Raw genomic sequence first — 22,928 nt, forward strand, 5'->3', positions numbered from 1 at the left:
GGGCCGCGCCAAGGGGCGCCGTTCAAAGATCGAATGTCGCAAAGACCGGGGCATGATCCGAGGGCTGCTCCCAGCCGCGCGCCGCGCGCAGGATGCGGCTGCCATGCGCCGCCCCCGCGATATCGGGCGTCGCCCAGATGTGATCCAGCCTGCGGCCCTTGTCGGCGCCGTCCCAGTCGGGCGAGCGGTAAGACCACCAGGAATACAGTTGCCCCTCGGGGATATCGGCGCGGGTGACATCGACCCAGCGGCCCGCCTCTTGCGCCGCGGCCAGATGCTCGACCTCGACCGGCGTATGCGAGACGATCTTGAGCAGCGCCTTGTGGTTCCACACGTCGTCTTCGCGCGGCGCGATGTTCAGATCGCCGACCAGAATCGCCCGGTCCGGCCGCTGGGCGTGGAAATCGTCGCGCATATGGGTGAGGAAATCGAGCTTCTGGCCGAATTTCTCGTTCTCGGTCCGGTCCGGAATGTCACCGCCTGCGGGCACGTAGAAATTGTGGATGGTGACGCCGTTTTCCAGCCGCCCGGCGATGTGGCGCGCATGGCCAAGGTTGGCGTAATCGCCCGCCCCCGCCTCCACCATCGGCAGTTTCGACAGGATCGCGACGCCGTTGTAGCCCTTTTGTCCGCGCGCGACGTGATAGCGGTAGCCCAGCTCGGCAAAGACGGCGAAGGGGATCTTGTCGACCGGGCTCTTGCATTCCTGCAGGCAGAGCACGTCGGGCGCCTCCTCGGTCATCAGCTTGCACACCAGCGCTTCGCGCAGGCGGACCGAGTTGATGTTCCAGGTGGCAAGGGTGAAGGTCATGGGCAGGCTCCTTTGGGCTGCGCGAGCATTGCCCGGCGCCGCGAAAAGGGCAAGCCTTCGGGCGCCCCCTCTTGGCCCCCCCGGCGCCCGGGCGGTTGCGCCCGGCCCCGCGGCCTCATATATGTTACATTATAACATTAATGAGGCCAGCATGACCCGCATCCCCCTGACACTCCTGACCGGCTATCTTGGCGCCGGCAAGACCACCTTGCTCAATGCGCTGCTGGCCGATGCCTCGGCGGGGCGGATCGCGGTGGTGGTGAATGAATTCGGCGATGTCGGGCTGGATCACGACCTGATCGTCGGCACGACCGAGGAAACCGTGCTGCTCGCCTCGGGCTGCATCTGCTGCACGGTGCGCGGCGATCTGGTGACGGCGCTGGAGGGGCTGCTCGACCGGCGTGACCGGGGCGAGCTGGCCTTTGCGCGCATCGTGATCGAGACCACCGGCCTTGCCGATCCGACGCCGATCCTGCACACGCTGATCGTGGCGCCGCAGCTGCGCGGCAGGCTGCGGCTGGATGGGGTGATCACCGTTTGCGATGCGGTGAACGGAGCGGCGACGCTGGATGCGGGGTTCGAAAGCGTGCAGCAGGTGGCGATGGCCGATGTGCTGGTGCTGACGAAGACCGATCTGGCCCGCCCCTTCGACATCGCCCGGCTGAGCGCGCGGCTGGCGGCGCTTGCCCCCGGCGCCCGGCTGCTGCAGGCCAGGCCCGGCCAGCTGCCGGTGGCCGAGCTGTTCGGCCACGGCGCCCCCGAGACCGGCGCCCCCCTGCCCGAGGCCGAGGCCTGGATCAAGGCGCCGCCGACGCCCTCCCTCCTCCCCGCGCCCCCCCTCCTCCCCGCACCCGTCGCCCAGCCCGGCGGCCCGACGCATGGGCTTTTCGGCCTTCCCGCCGCCAGGCCGGACCTGCACGGCGCGATGCTGCCCCCGGCCCGGCATGACGACCGGATCACCTCGGTCTCGATGGTGCTCGACACGCCGATCCATCCGGTGATGCTCGATCTCTGGCTGGAGACGCTTTTGGCCACCCGCGGCGCAGAGATCCTGCGGCTCAAGGCGGTGCTCTGGGCCGAGGGGATCGACACGCCCTATGTGATCCATGGCGTGCAGCATATCGTCGATCCGCCGGTGCGGCTGGCGCGCTGGACCGGCAGCGACCGCAAAAGCCGCATCGTGATCATCGGGCGGGATCTGCCGCAGGAGGCCCTGCGCAACAGTGTCGGGATGCTGCGGGCGGGAACGACGGTGCACCCGCTGCCGGGCTGAGCGCGCAGGCCAGAGACCGGGGCTAGTTCAGCCGTTGCAGGTGGCGTTCGAGGATCGCAGCCGCGCCCTTGGCGTCGCGGCGCCGGATCGCGGCGATGATGCCGTGGTGATCGGTGTCGATCCGCGGCCGCCAGCGCGACCGGTAGTGGACAAGGATGTAACGCGCCGCAAGATTCTGCATGTTCTCGACGGTTTCCAGCAGCCGCGGCATCTCGCAGGCCGCATAGATCTGCATGTGGAAGGCGCGGTTCATTTCCTCCCAGCTGTAGATGTCGGCGGCCTGATCGCAGGCCTCGCGCAGCCGGTCGGCCTCGCGCACCTGCGCGGCGTTCAGATGCGGCACGGAATGCAGAAGCGTCAGCGGCTCCAGCGCCAGACGCATCAGTTTCAGCTCGCGCTGCGCCAGCGGATCCAGCGGCGCGACCTGCACGCCCTTGTTGTGCTGCGACACCACCAGCCCGCGCGCCGCCAGCTTCAACAGCGCCTCGCGCACCGGAACGTGACTGACGCCGAATTCTGCCGCCACATAATCCTGCCGCAGACGTTCGCCCGCGATCAGCTCGCCGCGGATGATGCGGCGGGCGATTTCGTCGGCGATCAGCTGCGGAGTGGGCGATACGGGCATGAAAGGCGGGATCTGAAGGAAATTTCAACGACCCGAGGGCCGCTCAGCACTTCCGCGCCATACAGTAAGACGGACGATAGGTCAAAGTTGTCAGACCGGCCCGGTTCATCTGCCGCATCAGCGCGCGCAGGCCGGGCGCCGACAGATGGCCCGCCCGCAGCCCGTTCACCCCGGTCGCGCGCAGATGCGCCATCAGCGCGCGGGCGTCGGGAAAGACCAGGGGAAGGCTTTCGTCCCAGGCGGCAAGCACCTGCATGCCCACGGGCAGATCGGCGCAAAGCCCCGCCGCATCGCGATAGCCGGGCGCCCCGGGCGGCAGGCCCAGCCCGGCCAGTTCGGGAAAATTCCCCGGCCCGAAACTGCTGAGCGCCAGAATGCCCCCCGGGCGCAGCGCCTGCGCGGCCCGGTGCAAAAGCGCTGCCGGATCGGCAAGCCATTGCAGCATCGAGGCAGAGGCGATCAGGTCAAGCCCGGCGGGAAAGCGCAGCGCGGCGGCATCACCGGGCAGCGCCCGCACCTTCGTTGCGGCGGGCCAGCACATCTCGGGCAGCGGCGCCACAAGGTCATTGAGCCAGATTTCTCCGGGGGCCAGCCGCGCCAGCTGGCGCGTCAGAAACCCGGTGCCATGGCCCAGCTCCAGCAGCCGCGCCGCGGGCGGAACCAGCGGCGCGATCCGGGCCGCCAGCCGGTCGGCGATCTGCGCCTGCGCGGTGGCGGCGGTCTCGTAGCTTGCCAGATGGCGGGCAAAGCCCGCGGCGATGCGCGGGATCATCCGGTGATCTCCTGCCAGTCGCGCCAGCGCGCAAAGGGGCTGTGGCCGCCCGCGATCCAGTCGATCTCGGCGCCGGGCCAGGCGGTGGCCATCGCGGCGCGGGGAAAGATGCGATCCCCGGTCGCGGCAAGGATGCGGTCAAAGGCCGGGGCGGCGGCGGCCGGGCGGCAGGCCAGCGCGCCCAGCTCCGCAGCCAGGGCCGCGATCTCGGCCCCGGGCGGCACGGCGGCCCCGGCGCGGCGGGAAAATTGCGCAAGGCTCTGCGGGCTCAGCCCGGCAAGGGTGGCGTCATAGATCGCCGGGCCGATCACCGCGCGCGGATCGGGGGCGCCGCAGATCGCCACCGCGCGCTCGGGCCGCAGCCGCGGCAGATGCCGGGCGGCGACGGCGACACCCATCGAATAGGCCACGACATTCAGGCGGCGATAGGGCGTCCAGAGCGCCTCGGGCAGGGTTTCGTCGCGATAATCCGACAGCACCAGCACATCCGCCGCGCCGCTCAGATGCCGAAACGGATCAAGGCCCACGGCCCAGCCCGCAAAGACCAGGATCAGATCCGCGCTGCCCCGCCGCTGCAGCCAGTCTGCCCGCATCACAGCCCCGCGGCGATGGTGCGCATCGCGGCGCTGACGCGGCTCAGATCGTCCGGCCCGATCGTCAGCGGCGGCATCGCGTAAAGAACCCGGCCGAAGGGACGCAGCCAGACGCCGGTTTGCGCGCAAAAGCGGTGGATCGCCGCCATCGGCAGGGGGGCTTTCATCTCGATCACGCCGATGCCGCCCAGACAGCGCAAATCGGCCACCCCCGCAAACCCGCGCGCAGGCGCCAGCTCCTGCGTCAGCTGCGCCTCGATCCGGCGGGCCTCGGCCGACCAGTCGTGACCTTGCCACAGATCCATCGCGGCACAGGCCGCCGCGCAGGCAAGCGGATTGGCCATGAAGGTCGGCCCGTGCATCAGCGCGCCCACGCGCGCGGCCAGATCGCGGCTTGCAACCGTCGCGGCAAGGCTCATCATGCCGCCGGTCAGCGCCTTGCCCAGACAGAGGATGTCGGGCACCACCCCGGCCTTGTGCAGCGCGAAATCGCTGCCGGTGCGGCTGAAGCCGGTGGCGATCTCGTCGAAGATCAGCGCAATGTCATGGCGGTCGCAAAGCGCCCGCAGCCCCTTCAGATAGGCGGGGTGATAGAAATACATCCCGCTGGCGCCCTGCACGATGGGCTCGAGGATGAAGGCGGCGATCTGATCGCCGTGGCGCTCGAACAGCGCTTCGACCTCGGCAAGCCCGTTCAGTCGGCCCTCCTCCGGCCAGTCGGCGCCATAGGCCACGGGCGGACGGGCGACGAAATGTTGCGGCGCGATGGCGCTGCCGAAATGGGCATGCATCCCGGCCTCCGGGTCGCACAGGCTCATCGCCTTCCAGGTGTCGCCGTGATAGCCGCCGCGCGCCGTGGCCAGCCGGGTGCGCCCGCGCCGCCCCTGCGCCAGCTGCGCCTGAACCGCCATCTTCACCGCCACCTCGACCGCGACCGAGCCGCTGTCGGCGTAAAACACTTGATCCAGCCCCTCGGGCAGGGCCTTGACCAGACGGCGGGTCAGCGCGATGGCGGGGCGATGCGTCAGCCCGCCGAACATCACATGCGGCAGGGTCGCGGCCTGTTCCTGCACGGCCCGCACCAGCGGCTCGGGCGCATGGCCAAAGGCCGCGCACCACCACGAGGACATCGCGTCGATCATCTGCCGCCCGTCTTCCAGCGTCAGCCAGATCCCCTTGGCGGCGACGATCTTGTGCTGCGGCGTGGCGGAGACCCGCGCGGTATAGGGATGCCAGACATGGGCAGCATCAAAGGCCAGATCGTCGGTCACAGCGCCCCCCGGATCGTCGTCAGGTCGATGCCGCGGAAGGCCGCGGCCAGCCCCGCGCGGCTCAAATCGGGCAGCTGCGGCAGACGGCCAAGCGAGGGCAGACCGGCCAGACGGCAGATCGTGTCCTGACTGTCGCGCACCTCCGCGCCGATGAACGCGATGCCCAGCACCGGCACGCGGCGGGCGCGCAGCGCCTCGATCGTCAGAAGGCTGTGGTTGATCGTGCCCAGCGCCGTGCGCGCCACCACGATCACCGGCGCCTGCCAGTCCGCCATCTGATCGGCGTAAAGCCTGCGCCCGGCCAGCGGCACCAGCGCGCCGCCCGCCCCCTCGACGACCAGCGGGCCGGGCAGATCGGGCAGGGCCATCGGCGCAATCTCGACCCCATCCCGCGCCGCGGCAAGATGCGGCGAGGCCGGGGTGCGCAGCCGGTAGGCCTCGGGCAGGGTCGGGCAGCCGGTCAGCCGCGCCACCGTCTCGCGGTCGGTCTCCTCCTCCAGCCCGGCCTGAACCGGTTTCCAATAGGTTGCCTGCAGGGCCAGCGTCAGCCCGGCGCTGAAGACAGTCTTGCCGACGCCCGTATCGGTGCCGGTGATCACAAGGGCAGAGGTCATCGCAGCCCCCCGATCCGCAGGCTGTCCAGCGCGTCGAAGAGCGCGTCGATATCGGCAAGCTGCAGCCCGCCGGTGAGCGACAGCCGCAGCCGCGCCGTGCCTTTGGGCACGGTCGGCGGGCGGATGGCGCGCAGATCGAAGCCCGCCTGCTGCAGGGCCTGCGCGGCCTGCAGCGCGGCGGCATCCGTGCCAAGGATCAGTGGCAGGATCTGGCTTTGCCCGGCCTCCCAGCCGATCTGCGCCGCGCGGTGCTGCGCCCGTGCCCGCAGGGCCGCCGCATGGGCGCGCAGCCCGGGCCGCGCCGGCAAAAGCCGCAGCGCCGTCCGCACCGCCGCCGCCAGCAAGGGCGAGGGCGCGGTGGCATAGAGGAAGGGCCGGGCACGGTTCACCAGCGTCTCGATCACCACCCGATCGGCGCAGACCAGCGCCCCGCTTGCCCCCAGCGCCTTGCCGCAGGTATGCACGACGATCAGCGCCAGATCGCCCACCTCGGGCGCCAGACCGCGCCCGTCGCGGCCGTAAAGCCCGGTCGCATGCGCCTCGTCGAGGATCAGCACCGCATCTTCGCGCCGCGCAAGGGCGGCGAAATCGTCCACGGGGGCGAAATCGCCCTCCATCGAGTAAAGCGTCTCAAGCGCGATCCAGACCCGGCCGCGCCCGCCCGCCGCCCGCCAGAGCCGGATCTGATCGGCCGCATCCTGCGGGTCATTGTGGCGAAAGCTGCGCGCCTCGGCCGGGCCCAGCCGCAGCCCCTCATGCGCGCTGGCATGGATCAGCGCATCATGCACGACCAGATCCCCCGCCATCGGCAGCGTCGCAAAGACCGCCTGATTGGCCTGAAACCCGCCGCCCATGTAAAGACAGGCCTCGGCGCCAAAGAACGCGGCGGCCTCCTGTTCCAGCGCCTCGAATTCCGGGTCATTGCCGCGCAAAAGCCGCGATCCGCCCGCCCCCACCGCAACCCCGCGCGCCAGGGCCTCGGCCACCGCCTGCGCCAGAACCGCCGAGGTCCGCAGGCCAAGGTAATCGTTCGAGGCGAAATCAAGCCCCCGCGCCGGGGTCAGCGCCCGCGCCCGCCCGCGGTCGGCCAGCCGGGCAAGACGCGCGGCATGACGGGGATACTGGCTCATGCCGCATCCCCGCAGGGCCGCGGCGCCTCGGGGCGCAGGCCGAGCTTGGCGAAAAGCCGGGCATCGGCGCTGTCATCGGGGTTTTCAGCGGTCAAAAGCGTGTCGCCGACGAAGATCGAATTCGCCCCGGCAAAGAAGCACATTGCCTGCAGCTCGTCCGACATCGCGCTGCGCCCCGCCGAAAGCCGCACATAGGATTTCGGCATCAGGATCCGGGCGGTGGCGATGGTGCGGACCATCTCGATCGGATCGAGCGGCGCGGCATCGGCCAGCGGCGTGTCGGCCATCGGCATCAGCATGTTGATCGGGACCGATTGCGGCGGTTCCGGCAGATCGGCCAGCGTCTGGATCATGCTGATCCGGTCCTCGGCGGTCTCGCCCATGCCGACGATCCCGCCCGAACAGACATTGATCCCCGCCGCGCGGACGCGGTCCAGCGTCTCCAGCCGGTCGGCAAAGCTGTGGGTGGAGATCACCGAAGGGTAAAACCGCTCCGACGTGTCGATATTGTGGTTGTAGTAATCCAGCCCCGCCGCCTTCAGCTGCCGCACCTGCGCGTCATCCAGCATGCCCAGCGTCATGCAGGTCTCCAGCCCGAGCGCCTTCACCCCCTCGACCATCGCCAGCACCGCGGGCATGTCGCGGTCCTTGGGCGAGCGCCAGGCCGCGCCCATGCAATAGCGCGTGGCCCCCGCCTCCTTGGCCTTTTGCGCCTCGGCCAGAACCTTTTGCACCTCCAGCAGTTTCGCGGCGGGCAGCTTCGCGCCGTTGCGCCGCGATTGCGCGCAATAGGCGCAATCCTCGCCGCAGCCGCCGGTCTTGATCGACAGAAGCTTGGCGCATTGGATGCGGTTGGGGTCGAAATTCTGCCGGTGCACGCTTTGCGCCCGGAACAGAAGATCCATCAACGGCAGGGTGTAAAGGTCTTGGGCTGTGCTGTGCATGGCGATCCTTTTGGCTGTCGCCGTCAGGGGATCGCAAATCGGACGCGGCCTCAATTTCGAAAACTATCTATGATCCCGTCGCAGGACCGCGACTGTCTTTGCCCTGTTTTCAGCGGCTTGGGCGTTTTCCGGCCGGAAACTCCGGCCAAAGGTCCGCGCCCGCCTGACTATAATATATGATCCGGGGACGGGACCCGGCCGGGCCGGGCGGCGGCTATCCGGCGCAGGGCCGCCGGTTCTCGTCCATCCAGTCGCGGGCGCCGCAGCCCACGGCCTGCAGGACGGCGTGGCCGATCGCCTCGCCAAGCGCGGTGTGCAGCCCGGCATGGGCTTCGCGGCCCGGGCTTGCGGCGATAGCGATGCAATCGGTGCCGGTGCCGGTGGCCCGTCCGGTGGGCAGATCAAGCCCCACCGCCATCACCGCCGCCGTGCGCGCCTGCGCGACAAGGCTCAGCGCCTCGATCTGCGCGGCCATCGTCAGGCCATGACCCGGCAGGGTGGAGGCGATCCGCAGCGCCAGGTTGATCGTGCCATAGCCCGCGGCCTCGGGATCGCGCGGCGGCAGACGGCGCCCGACCGCTTCCGCATTGCCCAGCCCCACCGTCGCCAGCACCTCGACCGTCCAGTCCGCCACGGTGCAGCTGGCGCGGGTGACCCGGCGGATATCGCGCGAGGTCAGCATCGCCACCGCGTCCTGCAGCCCGCGCTCGGCCAGCACATCGGCAAACCACGGCCCGACATCAAGCCCCGGCGGCAGATCGGCGTTGCGCACCTCGCGCCAGACGATCTGCCGCGCGGTGACCAGACCGGGCCGGTGCGGCGCGAAGGACAGGACCTGGAGTGGCGCCCCCAGATCGACGACCAGCCAGGGCGGCTGCAGCCCGACCTGCAACGGCGTCATGGCGCAAGCCCGGCCAGAGGGTGCACGATCAGCCCGCCCTCGGCCTCGGCGAGATGGCAGCGGATGGCGAAGACCTCGCGCAAAAGCGCGGGGGTCAGCACGGCGCGGGGCGGGCCGTCGGCGACGATTCGGCCCTGATGCAGCACCCAGAGCCGGGTGCAATGCCGTGCCGCGAGCCCCAGATCATGCGCCGAGGCGATCACCGTGCGGCCCTCGGCGGCAAGGCGGGCGAAAAGCGCCATGCAGGCGATCTGATGCGCCGGATCAAGGCCCGCGATCGGCTCGTCGGCCAAAAGCAGCGGGGTGTCCTGCGCCAAGGCCCGGGCGATCAGCACCCGCGCCTGTTCGCCGCCCGAGAGCGCGGTGGCCGGGCGCTGCGCCAGCGCCGCCACATCCATCCGCGTCAGCGCCGCCGCGACCTGCGGCGCGTCCTCGCGGCCGTCCTGCGCCAGCGCCACCAGCGCCGCGACGCGCAGCCCCCAGGCGATTTCGCGCTGCTGCGGCAGCCAGGCGGCGGCCCGGGCCCGGGCGCGCGGCGAAAGCTGCGCCAGCGAGGACTGGCCCCGCGCCGCGATCAGCCCCAGCGCCGCGCGCAGAAGTGTCGATTTCCCCGCCCCGTTCGGGCCGATCAGGCCGATGAACTCGCCCGGCCCGACGCGCAGGCTGGTCGGATGCAGGGTCACCCGCCCGCCCCGCTGCACCGTCAGATTGTCCAATGTCAGCAAGCTCATGGCTGGCCTCTCATGCGCCAGATCAGGTTCAGGAACACCGGCGCCCCCACCAGCGCCATCAGCACGCCCAGTTTCAGATCCTGCCCCGGCAGCACCTTGCGCACCGCAATATCGGCGATCAGCACCAGCACCGCGCCGCCCAAAGCCGCCGCGGGCAAAAGCCGCGCCGGGCTGGCGCCGACAAGGGGGCGCAGCAGATGCGGTACGACAAGGCCGACGAAACCGACCGTCCCCGCCACCGCCGTCGCCGCCCCGACCGAGGCCGCCGTGCCCAGGATCACCGTCAGCCGCAGCCGGGTCAGGTCGATGCCCATCGAGGCGGCAGCCTCCTCGCCGAGCGTCAGCGCCTCAAGGCCGCGGCCGGAACGGGCCAGCAGCACGCCCCCCAGCGCGATGAAGGGCGCGGCGATCGCGACATGGGTGAAGGAGCAATCGGCGAGCGAGCCCATCATCCAGAACACGATATCCTGTGCGGCAAAGGGATTGGGGGAAAGGTTGAGCACCAGCGAGGTCAGCGCCGCGGCCAGCGCCGAGAGCGCGATCCCCGCCAGGATCAGCGCCAGCGTGCCGCCGCGCCCGGCCAGAAACAGGATCGCCGCGACACCGATCAGCGCCCCCAGCAGCGCCGCCAGCGGCAGGGCCAAGGCAAAGCTGGCGGCAAGCCCGGTCTGCAGCGCGATCACCGCGCCCAGCGCCGCGGCAGCGGAAATGCCGATCACCCCGGGCTCTGCCATCGGGTTGCGCAACAGCCCCTGCATCGCCGCGCCCGAAAGCCCAAGGCTTGCCCCCACCAGCACGGCCAGAATCGCCCGCGGCAGCCGGATTTCCCGCATCACCAGGCCCAGCGGCCCCTCGCCCCCGGTGAGAAGCGCCTTGAGCGCGGTCAGCGGCGCCACCTCGGCCACGCCGGTCAGCAGCGAGGCGACAAACAGCGCGACCAGCGCCAGCCCAAGCCCGGTGTGCAATGATCTTTCGGTCATTTCATATCCTTGAGCCGGTCGGTGGCATCGAGAACCGAGGGCAGGCCGCAGATCCAGTCGCGGTCTTCCACGGCGGCGCGATGGCCGGTCAGCGCGCGCAGCGCCGGATGGGTCAGCGGTTCCTCGGCACGCGACGACCCGGGGCCGATCCGCCCGGTGACCACCAGATCGGGATCGGCCAGAACCAGCGCCTCGAGCGGCAGGGTGCTGCCCTGCGCCCGCCCCATCCGCGCGGCCAGCGTGTCGAAGCCGGCAGTGGTCAGGATCTCTCCGGCAAGGCTTTCATGGCCCGACATGTAGCCGCGCGCCGACCAGGTGGCGGCGAGCGGCCGAGGCCCGGGCAGGTTTGCCGCGCGGATCCGCGCAAGCCTTGCGGCGAAAGCCCCGGCCATCGCGGCGGCCTCGGGCTCGCGGCCGAGCAAGGCGCCCATCCGGGTGATGTCGGCCTGCATGTCGGCAAAGCTGTCGGCGGGCTCGAAGACCGCGACCGGAATGCCAAGGCGGCGCAGCATCGCCACGGTGGGCTGCGCGGTGTAGCGCCCGGCCAGCACCAGATCGGGATGCAGCAGATAGACTTCTTCGGCCTGACCGCGGTTCGTGGGCCAGGCCTTGGCGGCCTCGGCCATCACCGAGGCGGCGGGGTCCCGCGCCAGATGCGTGACCGACACAAGCTGCCCCGGTGCGGCCAGCATCATCGCCAGCTGATCGGTGCACAGGTTGATCGAGACGACACGGGCGGGCGCCGCCGCAACCGGCAGCGCCAGCGCACCGAGCATGGCAAAGCCTGCGGCCCGCAAGGCGCGGCTCACCGCTTTTGGCCATTGAGCCCGCGAAAGTTCTGCTCGACCGGTCATCTTGCCCTTCTTTCCCGAAAGGAACGCCGGAAGGCCCAGGCCCTCCGGCGCAACAGAGTCAGAACTTGGCACGAACCCCGACATAAAACGACCGACCGGGCTGTCCGTAGTCGCGAACGGTCTGATAGGTTTCGTCGAAAACATTCTCGACCCGCACATAGGCCGCAGCGCTCTCGGTCAGATCATAAGACACCGACAGGTTCGCCACCGTGTAATCGGGCAGCTTCGAGGCGGGCAGCGGCCAGGAATTAGTGTCCCAGACATCGGTGACATGTTCAGCCTCGACCGATGCCGACAGACGGTCGGTGATCTGGCCCTCAAGACCGATCACCAGATCATTGCGCGGCACACGCAGCGCCGGGGTTTCGACACCGGTCCCCGAAACCGCATAGGCGTCGGTGTAGGTATAGGTGCCGTAAAGGTCCCATCCGGTGGTCAGCAGCGTCCGAGCGGTCAGTTCGACCCCGCGGGATTGCGTGGTTCCGGGCACCTGATTGTAAGCCCCGCCCGCCCATTGGATCTTGTCCTTGATCTTGGTATCAAACAGCGTCGCCTGCACCGATCCTCCCGCGCCGAAAAGATATTCCGCGCCCAATTCATAGCTGCGGCTGGTTTCGGGTTGCAGGTTGGGATTTTTGAAAGGACCATGCAACTCATAGAGCGACGGTGCGCGAAACCCCGTTCCCGCCACCGCCCGGATGACCCAGGTGTCGGTCGGCCGCCACGCCATCGCGGCCCGCCCCGTGGTCTTCCCGCCAAAGCTGGAATGCGTGTCATTGCGCAGGGCAAAGGACAGATCGAGCGTTTCGGTCGGAGCATAGAGGGCCTCTCCGAAGACGGAATTGGTGCTGCTGGAGCCGCCAACCGCGTCATTGGTGAAGTCTTCCTCGGTGCGGTCGAGCCCCCAGTTCAGCGAGACAGCCCCGCCGGCATCCCAGTTCCCCTTGTAACCGATCTGGTCGCGTGTACCGGTGAACAGTTTTGTCCAACCAAGCGGATAGAGACGTTCGGTTTCGGTGTGAGCATAGGAAAGTTCGTGGCGGACCGCCCCGGTCTCGGCATTCACGAAGGCCCGCAGGCCGCGCAGCTTGCCGTCTTCCGTTTCGGCCGTGTCGGCTGGCGGGCTGTCGAATTCGCTGAAACTGTCGCGTGCAATTCCGTTGAGCCCGACGGTGACGGTGTCGGTCAGCGCATAGCTGCCGTAAAAGCTGAGCGTGGTGGCGCGAAAGCCGTCGGTCTCGGTGCCCGCCGCCGCCGCGGAAATGCCGTCGGTGACGATCCGGCTTGCGGAAAACGCCAATTCCCCCAGGGTCGTCTTCAGGCCGACCGAGGCGGTGCCGCTGGTGGTGCCGTGCGCCCCGGTCTCCAGTTCGACTTGCGCCTCGGTGCCTTCCTTGCTGGCGCGAAACGTGGTGATGTCGACCACGCCGCCGATCGCCTCGGACCCGTAAAGGGCAGATTGCGACCCGCGCAGTACCTCGATGCGCGAGATCCCGCCCGCGGTGGTGGCGCCGAAATCGTATTGGCATTGCGTGCCCGCGGGGTCTGCAACGTCGATCCCGTCGATGCGCACACCGATATAGGGACCGGACAGGCCGCGAATGCGCAGCGCCGTCGAGGCGCCCAGTCCGCCGTTGCGGGTCATGCTGAGACCCGGCAGACGCGCCAGCAGCGTCGCGACCGATTTGTCCCCAGCCTTCTCGATCTCCTCGGCGGTGAGGACATTGACCGTCGCCCCGGTGCGGCTGAGCTTGACCGGCTCCGCCGAGGCGGTGACGGTGATCGTGTCCAGATCGGTGACCTCCTCCTGCGCCAGCACGGGGGCGGCGGCAGAGGCGACGGCGGCAGAGAGCAGGGCAAGACGCGACAGAGGCGGCATCGGACAGACCTTTTCCGTTCGGGCCAAACGGCCCGGCATGAGAGATGTCGCGGAAAAGCCATGGCTTTCCGCAGACGGCGACAGCTCACCTCTGCGGACAGACCGCTCCCGGGGCGCCCCTCGCGCCCGGGTGGGTGATCGTCCAAGTAGGTCTCCTGGCTCACGGGTCTTCGCTTCGTCGGCCTTCCCGGGCGGGACCCAGTGGCCAGTCGACGTCGCTCGCCGCTCACAGTTGCGGGGGCAGCCACGGTCTGGGCCCGGGGGCCGTTCCGTGTTCCCTTTCAATCCGACCCGCAGGCCGGAACTTGGACGGGCCGCAGACAAGACGAAATCGCCCGGCGCGTCAAGCGGTGCTTTCGCGCGGCCGCGGCGCGGCGGTGGCGCCGGAAGGCGTCGGCGTGACGGCGGTTTCCCAAGCCATTGCAAAGGCTTCGGCGTCCTGTTCGGGGCCGCTGGACGGTCCGCCGAAGCGCTGCCAGAGCGTGATGACATGTCGCAGCGGCCGCAGCCCGGACCAGCCGATCGGCCCCGTCGCGGTGATCGCCCAAAGCCCGGGTGCGGGCAGAGCGACCTGAAACCGGCCCTCGCGGTCGGTTTCGGCCACGATCCACAGCGGCGCCCCATGGCCTGGCAGGGCTTGCACCTGAGAGCCGACAGGCTCCGCCCCCACCCGTTCCAGAAGCACCGTCGTCGCCGTCAGCGCCCGCCCCTGCGCCAGCACCCGTGCCGAAAACCGCATCCCCGGCAGGAACCCGGGCGAGAGCAGGTCGGGCAGGATCTCGACGGCAAGGCCGAGCGGCTCTGGGCTGGCGGTTCCGGCGCCGCGCAAGACGAAACACCCGGCCGTGTGCTGCACCAGCCCGCGGCCCTCGGGATCGCGCCGGACCGGGGCTTCGGCATGGATCCGGTGCAACCCCGGCGCCGACAGATCGACCCGGGTCCGCCAGGCGCGCGCGGCATTGCCCGCGCCCTGCAGCAGATCCGCCGTCAGCCCGGGGGTCAGATCGGTGCGGCGGGCGCCGTGCAGATGCACCACCGCCCCCGGCGGCGGCAGATCCAGCACGACGCCCCCGCCCAGGGGATCGCCAAGGGCGAGGGTCAGGACGCCGCCCGCCTCGGGCAGATGCGCCATCAGCCCCGGCGTGGCGGGGCGGGGGATCGCCAGCAGCGCGCGGGCGGCGGCCATCAGGTTTCCGTGCAAGAACATGGTCGTTTCCTTCCGGGGCGCGGTCCGGGCAACCGGCCGCAAGACGCGAAAGGACGAAGGGATGTGGCCCCGGTGGGCCGGGCAGAGCGCCGGGCCCGGGGGCCAGACGCGCACCCCGGCGTCCGGTGAAACCGGGCCTTGGCCCGGGGGGTGGCAGGTCTCCTGGCTTGCGGGTCCGGGCTCGGGTCGGCCTTCCCGGGGCATCCCCAGTGGCATCGTCGACCGTCGCTCGCCGCTCACAGTTGCGGGGGCAGCTGCGGGTTTGCCCGAAGGCGCACCGCATTCCCTTTTCATCCCCGCCAAGCGGGGAACCAATCCCGCCTTGGTTGTGGCAGGGCCCGCCGCCCGCGTCAATCGGCTTCCGTCGCGGGCAGTTGACAGCCACCCGGCAAGCGCGCATGTTGCCCCCGCCTTGGTTCCGCGGCTGATCCCGCGGGCAAAAGGGAAGCCGGTGCAAGTCCGGCGCTGCCCCCGCAACTGTAAGCGGCAAGCCCCGAGCACGGCCACTGATCCCAGGATCGGGAAGGCGCAAGGGGCGTTCGAGCCGCAAGCCAGGAGACCTGCCAGGCCGAAAACCATCCCGGGCGGCGGGCCCGGAGGCAGGGTGCCCCGGCATGTCCGGGGCCTGTCCCCTTACCGCTTTCCGGCCCACTGCCAGAGGAACGGTATGGCGCCGAAAGACACGACCCCGATCCCCGCCCCGCGCGGCCTCTCCGCCGGGCATCGCCCCGTCCCGCGGGCCGGGGGGCGCCGCCATGGCTGACGGAGGATCCCCGCCCGGTCTGCGCCCGTTCCGGGTGCTGGGCTGCAACACCTGCCGCCATGCCAACGCGCCCTGCCGCCCCGGCCTCGCCTTTCTGAACCGGCTGTGCCAGGCGCTTGCGCTGGCGCCGGTGGGGGCGGATTTCGACATCAGCGGCTCTGCCAGCCTGTGTTGCGGCACAAGGCTTTGCCCGGTGGTCTGGTGGGCCACGCCCGCGGGTGCCCGGCTTTGGGGCGATGTCCCCCCCGAGGTGCCGGTGGCGGCGCTTCTCGACCCGGACCCGGGCGCGCCCGTCCGCGCCGCCGCCGAGATCACCGCCGGGCCGGGCCTACTGCACTGATCGCGCCGAACCTTCCGGTGTCGGGGCTGCCCCGGCGCCGTCCTTGCCTTGCCGACCGAACGGACCCTGCCATGACCCTCTCGCTTCCCGACCACGATCCGGTGCCGCCGCTGCCGGAGCTTGATGTGCCGTTCCTGACCCCGCCGCCGCCGCGGCGCGGCCGGGCGCTGATGATCCAGGGCACCAGTTCCGATGTCGGCAAAAGCCTGCTGGTCGCCGGGCTGTGCCGCGCCTATGCAAGGCGCGGGCTGAAAGTGGCGCCGTTCAAGGCGCAGAACATGTCGAACAATGCCGCCGTCACCGTGGACAGCGACCTGCCCCCCGGCCCCGACGGTCAGCCCCGGCGCGGCGAGATCGGCCGGGCGCAGGCGCTGCAGGCCCGCGCCGCCGGGGTGGCGCCCTCGATCCACATGAACCCGGTCCTGCTCAAGCCGCAGGCGCTGGTCGGCTCGCAGGTGGTGCTGCGCGGCCGGGCGCTGGGCAACTGGCCGGCGCGCCACTATCACCACCTCAAGCCCTTCCTGCTGCCCGCGGTGATCGACAGCTACCGCCGCATCGCTGCCGAGGCCGATCTGGTGCTGGTCGAAGGCGCGGGGGCGGCGACCGAGACCTGGATCAAGCATTGCGACATCACCAACATGCGTCTGGCCGAAGAGGCCGATCTGCCGGTGGTGCTGCTCACCGACAACGACCGCGGCGGCGCGCTGGCCGCCGTCGTCGGCAGCTGGATGCTGCATGACGAGGCCGAGCGGGCGCGGGTGAAAGGCATTCTGGTCAACAAGTTCCGCGGTTATTTCTCGCTTTACGAACCGGCCTGCCGGACCATGACCGAGATCACCGGCTGGCCCTTTCTGGGGGTTGCGCGCTGGTTCGAGGCGGCGGGGCAGCTTCCCGCCGAGGATGCGCTGGCGCTGGAACGCCCGGCCGGGGGCAATGGCGCGGGGCTGATCGTCGCCGTGCCGCATCTGGATGGCGTGGCGAATTTCGACGATCTCGACCCGCTGGGCGCCGAGCCCGGCGTCGATCTGCGCTGGGTCCGCCAGGGCCAGCCGATCCCGCCCGAGGCCGATGTGGTGCTGTTGCCGGGATCAAAAACCACCCGCGCCGCGCTGGCCACGCTGCGCGCGCAGGGCTGGGATGTGGATATCCGCGCGCATCTGCGCCGCGGCGGCCGCGTCGTCGGGATTTGCGCCGGGTTTCAGATGCTTGGCCGTGTCGTGCGCGACCCCGAAGGGATCGAGGGCCCGGCGGGCGAGACCGAGGGTCTGGGGCTGCTCGATCTGGAAACCGTGATGACGCGCGACAAGATGCTGACCGAGGTGCGGGGGACCGATGCGCGCAGCGGTCAGGGTCTGGCGGGTTACGAGATGCATATGGGACGTACCACCGGGCCGGGGCTTGCGCAGCCGTGGTTCCGGCTCGACGGCCGCCCCGAGGGGGCGGTGTCGGGCGATGGCCGGGTGATGGGGACCTATCTGCACGGGCTCTTTGCGGCGGATGGCTTTCGCAGCCACTGGATCACCGCGATGGGCGGGCGGGCCTCGGGCCTCGATCATGCCGCGCAGACCGAGGCGACGCTCGATGCGCTGGCCGATCAGCTGGAGCAGGACCTCGATCTGGACGCGCTGCTGGCGCTGGCGAAATGACGGCGCGGCGGCTGATGGTGCTGGGCACCGGCTCGGATGTGGGGAAAAGCCTGTTCGTCGCGGGGCTGGCGCGGGCCTTCACCCGGCGCGGGCTGAAGGTGGCGCCCTTCAAGGCGCAGAACATGTCGAACAACGCGGCGGTGACGGCGGATGGCGGCGAGATCGGCCGGGCGCAGGCGCTTCAGGCGCGGGCGGCGGGGGTTCCCCTGTCCGTCCACATGAACCCGGTGCTGCTCAAGCCCGACAGCGATGTCGATGCGCAGGTGGTGGTGCAGGGGCAGGTGCTGGGGCGGTTCTCGGCGGCGGAGTATCAGGCGCTGAAGCCAAGCCTGCGACCGCGGGTGATCGAGAGCCTGGATCGGCTGTCGGCCAGCCATGATCTGGTGCTGATCGAGGGGGCGGGCAGCGGCGCCGAACGCTATCTGCGGCCGCAGGACATTTCCAACATGGGTCTGGCCGAGGCCGCCGATCTGCCGGTGCTGCTTCTGGGCGACGAGTCGCGCGGCGGGGTGACGGCGGCGGTGATCGGGCATCATCACCTTTGGACCGCTTCCGAACGGGCGCGGGTGGCAGGCGTGATCGTGACGAAATTCCGCGGCGATCCGGCGATCTTTGCCCCGGCCGCCGCCGATATCCGCGCCGAGACCGGCTGGCCGGTGCTGGGGCTGATGCGCTGGTCCGAGGTGGCCCGGCATCTGCCCGAGGAAGATTCGCTCGGGTTTGCGCGCCAGCGCGGTGCGGCGGGGGCGCTTGTCGTGGCGGTGCTTGACCTGCCGCGGGTGGCGAATTTCGACGATCTTGATCCGCTCGCCGCTGAACCCGGCGTCGATCTGCGCTGGGTCCGCCCCGGTCAGCCGATCCCGGCCGAGGCGGCGGTGGTGATCCTGCCCGGGTCAAAGGCCACCCGGGCCGCGCTCATCGCGCTGCGCGCCGAGGGCTGGGACATCGATATCCGCGCGCATCTGCGCCGGGGCGGGCGCGTTGTGGGCATTTGCGCGGGGTTTCAGATGCTTGGCCGTGTCGTGCGCGACCCCGAAGGGATCGAGGGCAGCCCGGGCGAGACCGCGGGGCTGGGGCTGCTTGATCTGGAAACGGTGATCGGGCCAAGGAAACGGCTGGCCGCGATCGACGCGCGGGACAGCCTCAGCGGTGCCCGCGTGCAGGGCTACGAGATGCATATGGGCGAGAGCTTCGGCCCGGATCTGGCGCGGCCGTGGCTGACCCTTGACGGGCGGGCCGAGGGGGCGATCTCCGCCGATGGCAAGGTGATGGGCAGCTATCTGCACGGGATTTTCGGCGCCGCGGGCTTTCGCGGCCATTGGCTTGCACAGCTGGGCGTCACCGCCGCGGCGCAGGACCATGACGCCCGGATCGGGGCCGCCCTTGACGCCTTTGCCGCGGAAATCGAGGCCGATCTCGACCTTGGCGCGCTTCTGGCTCTGGCGCGATGACGCCGCATCCGGCGGCGACATGAGTGAAATTCATAATTATCCTGATGATTATGAATTTGCTGTGGGATGATTTGTGGCCTATCTGCCTTCCACCCGAGGGAGATTGCCATGCTGACCCAGACACTGCCCAGATCGACGGCCTTTGCCGCGCTTGAGGCCCTTGCCCGTGACCGGATCCTGATCCTTGACGGGGCGATGGGCACGCAGATCCAGCAGCTTGGCCTGACCGAGGACGATTTTCTGGGCCATGGCTCGGGCTGCGCCTGCCGCCATGCCACGGCGCATCCGCAAAAGGGCAACAACGACCTGCTGGTGCTGACCCAGCCGCAGGCGATCGAGGAGATCCATTTCCGCTATGCGATGGCGGGGGCGGATATCGTCGAGACCAACACCTTCTCGGCCACCACGATCGCGCAAGCCGATTACGGGCTGGAAGCGGCGGTGTTTGACCTGAACGCCGCGGGCGCGCGGGTGGCGCGGGCGGCGATGGACCGCGCCGAGGCCACCGACGGGCGGCGCCGCTTCGTCGCGGGGGCGGTGGGGCCGACGAACCGCACCGCCTCGCTCTCGCCCGATGTGAACGACCCGGGCTACCGCGCCGTCACCTTCGACGATCTGCGCACGGCCTATGGCCAGCAGGTGCGCGGGCTGATCGCGGGCGGCGCCGATATCCTGCTGATCGAAACGATCTTTGACACGCTGAACGCCAAGGCGGCCATTTTCGCCTGTTTCGAAGCCTTTGCCGAGCGCGGCGAGCGGCTGCCGGTGATGATCTCGGGCACGATCACCGATGCCTCGGGGCGCACGCTTTCAGGCCAGACGCCGACCGCGTTTTGGCATTCCGTGGCCCATGCCCGGCCCTTCACCGTGGGGCTGAACTGCGCGCTTGGCGCCAGCGCGATGCGTCCGCATCTGGCGGAACTGGCGGGCGTGGCCAATTGCGCGATCTGCGCCTATCCCAATGCCGGGCTGCCCAATGCCTTTGGCCAATATGACGAAACCCCCGACCGGACCGCCGCGCAGGTGGCGGAATTTGCCCGCGAGGGGCTGGTCAATGTGGTGGGCGGCTGCTGCGGCACCACCCCCGATCATATCCGCGCCATCGCGGAAGCTGTGAAACCTTTCCCGCCGAGGGCCCTGTCATGAGCCGTTACCTGCGTCTTTCGGGGCTGGAGCCCTTTACCCTGACGCCCGACATTCCCTTCGTGAACATCGGCGAGCGGACGAATGTCACCGGCTCGGCCCGGTTCCGCAAGATGATCGTCGCGCGCGATTATGCCGCCGCGCTGGATGTGGCGCGCGATCAGGTGGAAAACGGCGCGCAGATCATCGACATCAACATGGACGAGGGGCTGATCGACAGTCAGGCGGCGATGGTCGCCTTCCTCAACCTGCTTGCGGCCGAGCCCGACATCGCCCGGGTGCCGGTGATGATCGACAGCTCGAAATGGGAGGTGATCGAGGCCGGGCTGAAATGCGTGCAGGGCAAGCCAGTCGTCAATTCGATCAGCCTCAAGGAAGGCGAAGAGATCTTCCGCCATCACGCGGCGCTGTGTCTGGCCTATGGCGCGGCGGTGGTGGTGATGGCCTTTGACGAACAGGGCCAGGCCGACAGTTTCGCCCGCAAGACCCAGATCTGCGCCCGCGCCTATCGGATTCTGGTCGAGGAGATCGGCTTTCCGCCCGAAGACATCATCTTTGACCCGAACGTCTTTGCCGTCGCCACCGGCATCGAGGAGCACGACAATTACGGCGTCGATTTCATCGAGGCGACGCGCTGGATCCGGCAGAACCTGCCGCATGCCCATATCTCGGGCGGGGTGTCGAACCTGTCCTTCAGCTTTCGCGGCAACGAACCCGTGCGCGCGGCGATGCATGCGGTGTTTCTGTATCACGCCATCCGCGCCGGGATGGATATGGGGATCGTCAATGCCGGGCAGCTGGTGGTCTATGACCAGATCGATCCCGAGCTGCGCGAAGCCTGCGAGGATGTGGTGCTCAACCGCCAGCCCAAATCGGGCGGCACCGCGACCGAGCGGATGCTGGAGGTGGCCGAGCGCTTCCGCGGCGGCGCGCGCGAGGAAAAGACCCGCGATCTGGCCTGGCGCGACTGGCCGGTGGAAAAGCGGCTGGAACATGCGCTGGTCAATGGCATCACCGAATTCATCGAGGAAGACACCGAGGCCGCAAGGCAGTTGGCCGAACGCCCGCTGCATGTGATCGAAGGGCCGCTGATGGCGGGGATGAACGTCGTCGGTGACCTGTTCGGTGCAGGCAAGATGTTCCTGCCGCAGGTGGTGAAATCGGCCCGGGTGATGAAACAGGCGGTCGCCGTGCTGCTGCCCTATATGGATGCCGAGAAAGCCGCGCGCGGCGGCGAGGGGCGCGAGACCGCGGGCAAGATCCTGATGGCCACGGTCAAGGGCGATGTGCATGACATCGGCAAGAACATCGTCGGCGTCGTGCTGGCCTGCAACAATTACGAGATCGTCGATCTGGGCGTGATGGTGCCGCCGCAAAAGATCCTGGAAGTGGCGCGGGCCGAAAAGGTCGATGCGATCGGGCTTTCCGGGCTGATCACGCCGAGTCTGGACGAGATGGTGCATCTGGCCGCGGAAATGGAGCGCGAGGGCTTCGACATTCCGCTGCTGATCGGGGGCGCGACCACCTCCAAGGTGCATACGGCGGTGAAGATCGCCCCCGCCTACAGCCGCGGGCAGGCGGTTTATGTGCTCGATGCCAGCCGGGCCGTGGGGGTGGTTGGGGCGTTGCTCAGCCCAACGCAAAAGGCTGACTACGCGGCGCAGATCCGCGAAGACTATGCGCAGATCGCCGCCCGTCATGCCCGCGACGAGGCCGCCAAGGTGCGGCTGCCACTGGCCGCCGCCCGGGCCAATGCTTTGCGGCTCGACTGGTCGGGCTATGCCGTTCCCGCGCCGCAGTTTTTCGGCCCGCGGGTGATCGATGACTGGGATCTGGCCGAGGTGGCGCGGTATATCGACTGGACACCCTTCTTCCATGCCTGGGAGCTGAAGGGGGTCTATCCGCGGATTTTCGAAGATTCCGAAAAAGGCGAAGCCGCCCGGGCGCTCTTTGCCGATGCCCAGGCGATGCTGGCGCAGATCATCGCGGAACGCTGGTTCACCCCGCGCGCCGTCGTGGGATTCTGGCCCGCGCAGGCGGTGGGCGACGATATCCGGCTTTACACCGACGAAACCCGGTCCGAAGATTTGGCCACTTTCTTCACCCTGCGCCAGCAGACCGGCAAGCGCGAAGGCCGCCCGAATGTGGCGCTGGCCGATTTCGTTGCGCCCGCGGGCACGGTGCCCGATTATCTGGGCGGTTTCGTCGTCACCGCCGGCCCGGAAGAGGCCGAGATCGCCGCGCGCTTCGACGCCGCCAATGACCATTACTCCGCGATCATGGTCAAGGCGCTGGCCGACCGCTTCGCCGAGGCCCTGGCCGAAGCCCTGCATCAGCGGGTGCGGCGCGACTATTGGGGCTATGCGCCCGAGGAAGACTTCGCCCCCGATCAGCTGGTGGGCGAGCCCTATCGCGGTATCCGCCCCGCGCCCGGCTATCCAGCCCAGCCCGACCACACGGAAAAGCTGACGCTGTTCCGGCTGCTCGAGGCCGAGACCGCGACCGGCGTGCATCTGACCGACAGCATGGCGATGTGGCCCGGCTCTTCCGTCTCGGGGCTCTATATCGGTCATCCTGAGGCCTATTATTTCGGTCTGGCCCGGATCGAGCAGGATCAGGCCGCCGATTACGCCGCGCGCAAGGGCATGGATCTGACCGAGGTGCAGCGCTGGCTGGCCCCGGTGCTGGGAAGTGCTGCGCCCTCTGCCCCGGCGGTGGCCGCGTGAACCTGTCTTGAAGCACGGAAGACGTGTCGTTTTTGGCACGCACCCGCTGCAACAATCTGTCAGGCTGAGGGGCTCAGGGTGCCCGTCCGCAAGGCCGGGAGAATTGGGAAGCCGGTGCAAGACCGGCGCTGCCCCCGCAACGGTGAGCAATGAGGGACGGCAAGGCCACTGGACCCAACTCCGGGAAGGCGCCGCGCCCGGGTGCGAGAGCACGCATTGCAAGCCCGGAAACCAGCCCCGAGACCGCCGGGCCCCAAGGGCCCATCCATCCAAC

The 22,928-nt window shown here is 69.4% G+C and carries 20 protein-coding genes and 4 riboswitches; of the genes, 6 read left to right on the plus strand and 14 right to left on the minus strand.

What is annotated here, in order from left to right; translation table 11 throughout:
* Window positions 1-22: 22 nt before the first annotated feature.
* Window positions 23-811 carry an exodeoxyribonuclease III gene (locus AC4PTB_RS16415; protein ID WP_492190932.1) on the minus strand — a complete coding sequence of 263 codons (789 nt, stop codon included), beginning with the start codon at window positions 809-811 and terminating at the stop codon, window positions 23-25.
* 151 nt (window positions 812-962) lie between these two features.
* On the opposite strand from AC4PTB_RS16415, the gene AC4PTB_RS16420 reads away from it, so the two are divergent.
* Window positions 963-2,084 carry a CobW family GTP-binding protein gene (locus AC4PTB_RS16420; RefSeq protein WP_492190933.1) on the plus strand — a complete coding sequence of 374 codons (1,122 nt, stop codon included), beginning with the start codon at window positions 963-965 and terminating at the stop codon, window positions 2,082-2,084.
* Window positions 2,085-2,106: 22 nt separating this feature from the next.
* On the opposite strand, the gene AC4PTB_RS16425 is transcribed toward AC4PTB_RS16420, so the two are convergent.
* From AC4PTB_RS16425 to AC4PTB_RS16485, 13 genes are all read right to left on the minus strand, one after another.
* Window positions 2,107-2,709 carry a GntR family transcriptional regulator gene (locus AC4PTB_RS16425; RefSeq protein ID WP_492190934.1) on the minus strand — a complete coding sequence of 201 codons (603 nt, stop codon included), beginning with the start codon at window positions 2,707-2,709 and terminating at the stop codon, window positions 2,107-2,109.
* A 43-nt stretch (window positions 2,710-2,752) separates the two neighbouring features.
* Entirely contained in the window at window positions 2,753-3,481 is a 729-nt protein-coding gene (locus AC4PTB_RS16430) for a methyltransferase domain-containing protein (protein ID WP_492190935.1), read from the minus strand.
* Window positions 3,478-4,074: a pimeloyl-ACP methyl esterase BioG family protein gene (locus tag AC4PTB_RS16435; RefSeq protein ID WP_492190936.1), complete on the minus strand. Its 597-nt coding sequence runs from the start codon at window positions 4,072-4,074 to the stop codon at window positions 3,478-3,480. Before AC4PTB_RS16435 ends, AC4PTB_RS16430 begins: the two co-directional genes overlap by 4 nt.
* A complete protein-coding gene (gene bioA, locus AC4PTB_RS16440) occupies window positions 4,074-5,345 on the minus strand; it encodes an adenosylmethionine--8-amino-7-oxononanoate transaminase (protein ID WP_492190937.1) in 1,272 nt (423 codons plus the stop codon). The genes AC4PTB_RS16435 and bioA overlap by 1 nt, the downstream gene beginning before the upstream one ends.
* Window positions 5,342-5,959 (minus strand): dethiobiotin synthase, encoded by a 618-nt coding sequence (bioD, locus tag AC4PTB_RS16445; RefSeq protein WP_492190938.1) that lies wholly within the window; start codon window positions 5,957-5,959, stop codon window positions 5,342-5,344. Before bioD ends, bioA begins: the two co-directional genes overlap by 4 nt.
* Window positions 5,956-7,089 carry an 8-amino-7-oxononanoate synthase gene (locus AC4PTB_RS16450; protein WP_492190939.1) on the minus strand — a complete coding sequence of 378 codons (1,134 nt, stop codon included), beginning with the start codon at window positions 7,087-7,089 and terminating at the stop codon, window positions 5,956-5,958. Before AC4PTB_RS16450 ends, bioD begins: the two co-directional genes overlap by 4 nt.
* Window positions 7,086-8,033 (minus strand): biotin synthase BioB, encoded by a 948-nt coding sequence (gene bioB / locus AC4PTB_RS16455; RefSeq protein WP_492190940.1) that lies wholly within the window; start codon window positions 8,031-8,033, stop codon window positions 7,086-7,088. The genes AC4PTB_RS16450 and bioB overlap by 4 nt, the downstream gene beginning before the upstream one ends.
* Window positions 8,034-8,247: 214 nt before the next feature.
* Window positions 8,248-8,934, minus strand: coding sequence for an adenosylcobinamide amidohydrolase (locus AC4PTB_RS16460; RefSeq protein WP_492190941.1), 687 nt, complete (start codon window positions 8,932-8,934; stop codon window positions 8,248-8,250).
* Entirely contained in the window at window positions 8,931-9,665 is a 735-nt protein-coding gene (locus AC4PTB_RS16465) for an ABC transporter ATP-binding protein (RefSeq protein ID WP_492190942.1), read from the minus strand. The genes AC4PTB_RS16460 and AC4PTB_RS16465 overlap by 4 nt, the downstream gene beginning before the upstream one ends.
* Window positions 9,662-10,645, minus strand: a complete 984-nt coding sequence (locus tag AC4PTB_RS16470) for a FecCD family ABC transporter permease (RefSeq protein ID WP_492190943.1) — start codon at window positions 10,643-10,645, stop codon at window positions 9,662-9,664. Before AC4PTB_RS16470 ends, AC4PTB_RS16465 begins: the two co-directional genes overlap by 4 nt.
* Complete coding sequence (locus AC4PTB_RS16475; protein ID WP_492190944.1) at window positions 10,642-11,454, minus strand: ABC transporter substrate-binding protein; 813 nt, start codon at window positions 11,452-11,454, stop codon at window positions 10,642-10,644. The genes AC4PTB_RS16470 and AC4PTB_RS16475 overlap by 4 nt, the downstream gene beginning before the upstream one ends.
* Window positions 11,455-11,557: 103 nt before the next feature.
* Window positions 11,558-13,378 (minus strand): TonB-dependent receptor plug domain-containing protein, encoded by a 1,821-nt coding sequence (locus AC4PTB_RS16480; protein WP_492190945.1) that lies wholly within the window; start codon window positions 13,376-13,378, stop codon window positions 11,558-11,560.
* A gap of 128 nt (window positions 13,379-13,506) precedes the next feature.
* Window positions 13,507-13,702: riboswitch (cobalamin riboswitch) on the minus strand.
* 19 nt (window positions 13,703-13,721) lie between these two features.
* Entirely contained in the window at window positions 13,722-14,585 is an 864-nt protein-coding gene (locus AC4PTB_RS16485) for a DUF4198 domain-containing protein (protein ID WP_492190946.1), read from the minus strand.
* Window positions 14,586-14,736: 151 nt separating this feature from the next.
* Window positions 14,737-14,899, minus strand: a riboswitch (cobalamin riboswitch).
* Window positions 14,900-14,981: 82 nt separating this feature from the next.
* A riboswitch (cobalamin riboswitch) is annotated at window positions 14,982-15,167 on the plus strand.
* A gap of 173 nt (window positions 15,168-15,340) precedes the next feature.
* On the opposite strand from AC4PTB_RS16485, the gene AC4PTB_RS16490 reads away from it, so the two are divergent.
* The 5 genes from AC4PTB_RS16490 (at window position 15,341) to metH (ending at window position 22,654) form a co-directional block, all read left to right on the plus strand.
* Window positions 15,341-15,688 carry a hypothetical protein gene (locus AC4PTB_RS16490; RefSeq protein WP_492190947.1) on the plus strand — a complete coding sequence of 116 codons (348 nt, stop codon included), beginning with the start codon at window positions 15,341-15,343 and terminating at the stop codon, window positions 15,686-15,688.
* Window positions 15,689-15,759: 71 nt separating this feature from the next.
* Window positions 15,760-17,334 (plus strand): cobyric acid synthase, encoded by a 1,575-nt coding sequence (locus AC4PTB_RS16495; protein WP_492190948.1) that lies wholly within the window; start codon window positions 15,760-15,762, stop codon window positions 17,332-17,334.
* Window positions 17,331-18,785 carry a cobyric acid synthase gene (locus tag AC4PTB_RS16500; RefSeq protein WP_492190949.1) on the plus strand — a complete coding sequence of 485 codons (1,455 nt, stop codon included), beginning with the start codon at window positions 17,331-17,333 and terminating at the stop codon, window positions 18,783-18,785. Before AC4PTB_RS16495 ends, AC4PTB_RS16500 begins: the two co-directional genes overlap by 4 nt.
* A 108-nt stretch (window positions 18,786-18,893) precedes the next feature.
* Window positions 18,894-19,931, plus strand: a complete 1,038-nt coding sequence (locus AC4PTB_RS16505) for a homocysteine S-methyltransferase family protein (protein ID WP_492190950.1) — start codon at window positions 18,894-18,896, stop codon at window positions 19,929-19,931.
* Window positions 19,928-22,654 (plus strand): methionine synthase, encoded by a 2,727-nt coding sequence (metH, locus tag AC4PTB_RS16510; RefSeq protein ID WP_492190951.1) that lies wholly within the window; start codon window positions 19,928-19,930, stop codon window positions 22,652-22,654. The genes AC4PTB_RS16505 and metH overlap by 4 nt, the downstream gene beginning before the upstream one ends.
* Window positions 22,655-22,713: 59 nt before the next feature.
* Window positions 22,714-22,908, plus strand: a riboswitch (cobalamin riboswitch).
* The last annotated feature ends 20 nt before the right edge of the window (window positions 22,909-22,928 follow it).

The organism is Rhodobacter sp. 4.3.4 (genome assembly GCF_058724655.1).